Below are 1,636 nucleotides of genomic sequence, written 5' to 3'. Positions count from 1 at the left end.
TGCGGATCCGTTAAGGAATCCCCCGATTTTTTATAAAATTTTCGATAACCTGCATATCTTCTCCCGTTTTGGGTAATGCTATCCTAATGAGGTTTTTTGCTATACCCAATTTAAGCGAAATCAGGCATTGTAGCCAAATCAGCTATCCTAATGATGTTGTGCAACCGATTCCTCGCTTCTGAATTCAGGCATATGCTAGTCAGCATCATGTCTCTGCGGTTATCCACCGGGCGTCCATCGCATCCAATTGCCGCTCGCCTACCCTCTGCATTCTGTCACCTTTTTCTGAAATGCCAGGATTGCTTTGTAGTTGTTTTTTTGAGTTGTACATTTGTTGGAACTTATCTAAATTGAATAGGTGGTTATTACATGGATCTTCAAATTTCCGATTTGGAAGAAATGAAGCTGACCGATTTATACAAGCTGGCAAAGAAATATCAGATTCCTTATTATGGGCAGATGAAGAAGAGGGAGCTGATCTTTGCTATTCTGCGTGCCCAGGCGGAACAGAGCGGTCTGATGTTTATGGAAGGCGTGCTGGAAATCTTGCCGGAGGGTTACGGTTTTCTTAGACCGATCAACTACTTGCCAAGTGCTGAGGATATTTATATTTCGGCTTCGCAGATCCGCAAATTTGATCTCCGTACCGGAGATCTGGTATCAGGCAAATGTCGGACCCCCAAAGAGAATGAACGTTATTTCGGACTGCTTCAGGTCAATGCCGTCAATGGCGAGAATCCGGCCAGCGCGGCCGAACGCCTTCATTTTCCAGCGCTTACGCCGCTATATCCCCAGGACAAGCTTTCGCTTGAAGCCTCGACAACTCATTTGTCCACCCGGATCATGGATCTGCTCGCACCTGTCGGCCTCGGGCAGCGCGGTTTGATCGTCGCTCCGCCCAAAGCCGGCAAGACTCTCCTGCTCAAAGAGATTGCCAACAGCATCTCCACGAACAATCCCGAGATTGAGCTGTTTGTGCTGCTGATTGACGAACGTCCCGAGGAAGTAACCGATATGCAGCGCTCCGTAAAGGGCGAAGTGGTCGCGTCGACGTTCGACGAGCTTCCCGAGAACCATATCAAGGTGGCGGAGCTTGTGCTTCAGCGGGCGCTTCGTCTTGTCGAGCACAAAAAAGATGTCGTTATCCTGCTGGACAGCATCACTCGTCTGGCCCGTGCCTACAATCTTGTTGTTCCGCCTTCCGGCCGGACGCTTAGCGGCGGGATTGATCCGGCGGCATTCCACCGGCCGAAGCGGTTCTTCGGTTCGGCGCGGAATGTCGAGGAAGGCGGAAGCCTGACCATTCTCGCGACGGCGCTGATTGATACCGGTTCGCGGATGGATGATATCATTTATGAAGAATTCAAGGGTACGGGGAATATGGAGCTTCATCTCGACCGGAAGCTTGCGGAGCGCCGCATTTTTCCGGCTATCGATATCCGCCGCTCCGGTACGCGCCGCGAAGAGGTGCTGCTGAGCAAGGAGGAGCTGGATACCATTTGGACGATCCGCAAGAGTATGAACGATTCCTACGACTTTGTGGAGAGCTTCATTAAGAAGCTGCGCGACAGCAAGACGAACGCCGAATTCCTGGCTTCCTTCGATGCTTCGGGCGGTAAGGATTCGGCAGGCGCCC

1 protein-coding gene is annotated in these 1,636 nt (G+C 51.3%); it reads left to right on the top strand.

Features of this window, described 5'->3' with window-relative positions; translation table 11 throughout:
• Positions 1 to 369 precede the first annotated feature (369 nt).
• Positions 370 to 1,636 (top strand): transcription termination factor Rho (rho, locus tag L692_RS0101755; protein WP_025696645.1); only part of this gene is annotated, 1,267 nt, incomplete at its 3' end.

Origin of the sequence: Paenibacillus forsythiae T98, from assembly GCF_000520735.1 — a bacterium.
In the GTDB taxonomy this organism is placed as follows: Bacteria; Bacillota; Bacilli; order Paenibacillales; family Paenibacillaceae; genus Paenibacillus_AQ; species Paenibacillus_AQ forsythiae.
Note: the sequence above shows the minus strand (reverse complement) of the source record. Positions and strands in the feature narration are given on the sequence as shown.